Raw genomic sequence first — 1,224 nt, forward strand, 5'->3', positions numbered from 1 at the left:
ACTCGGGAACGTCTGCCGTTGAGACAACGAGCGAATGCATACATCCACCTTATCCTTGGCCACGTCGATACCGGCGACAACACGTTCGTTTTGTGCCATCATCCACTCCCTTCCTTGCTCGGTTCGGGCTCGAAGCCCATGCAACTGTTCGGGTTGAGGAAGACACCGGATCTGTCCCTCGCTCCCCGACAGGCTCTCACGGCCTTTGAGCACGAACGGGATCAGATCCAGCGACGGGCGGTTGGTCAGAACCGCCCGTTCGCACATTCTGGCAGAATTTGCTCACACAAGAGCACGATATAAGCCGTCAAACCATTGCGCAGGGAATGTCGGATGCCTCCGCTGAACCTGTATGCTCGTGTGCATGCTTTTTTGCGCATACTGCACACGAGACCGCGGGTGCGGCGCGCACCCGGTCTTCCCTGCGCCCTCTGAACAAGGAGGGCGGGAAGTTGATAGCAAGCCTCGGGCAGTTCGTGTCGCGAGATCGTAAACCCATACTCAATTGTCGTCACCCGCGAAGGCGGGTGATCCAGTATTCCAGAGACAGCAGTGATTGAACCGAGAAGCCGCAGCGTACTGGATCCCCAGCATGCGCGGGGGATGACAGTCATGTGTTACGTCGCTCCTTCGCGCGTCATTGCGAGCGCAGCGACAATCCATTGCCACCTCATATGCGGCGCGATGGATTGCTTCGCTGCGCTCGCAATGACGGTGGGGGACCTTTTTGTTCAAGGCACACCATCACCCCAAGCGCGCTGCGTTGAGCAACCGGCGACATGGGTAACAGTTCTGACCGACGACATAGGTAACACAATTCCCGTTTCGTTCAGGTCTGTTGCTGGGCCTGTGGGTCTTGTGGGCAACGCCCCTTCGCGTTGTCCACAAGTCCACAGGCCTTGCGTTTTGGTTTGTGCAGGCGATCACCGCGGTGAGTGATCACGCCGAGCTCGATCCGCCCGTAGCTGACGGTCCAGCATCCCGCGTCGTCTTCGGCCAGGCCGACCGGCTCGCCGACGAGAGCCTCGTTGATGTAGATCGTGCTGCCGTTCCACTTGATCTCGCCGTTGTGACGCACGCGCCGGACGCGGTGGTCGACGCCATAGCCGGGCTCGCGCAGCACGCCGTCGTAGCGACGCGGAGAAGCTGCATAGCGATCGGCCGGCGTGGCGTTGTCGAGCGCCTGGTGCGGACGCTGTTCGTTGTAAAGACGTTGGAACGCCT

The 1,224-nt window shown here is 60.1% G+C and carries 1 pseudogene; it reads right to left on the minus strand.

The features are described 5' to 3' along the window. Window positions 1–829 precede the first annotated feature (829 nt). Window positions 830–1,224 (minus strand): annotated as a pseudogene (locus tag J6524_RS36990) (integrase core domain-containing protein); the annotation flags it as partial.

It is taken from the genome of Bradyrhizobium hereditatis (assembly GCF_020329435.1).
Taxonomy (GTDB): Bacteria; Pseudomonadota; Alphaproteobacteria; order Rhizobiales; family Xanthobacteraceae; genus Bradyrhizobium; species Bradyrhizobium hereditatis.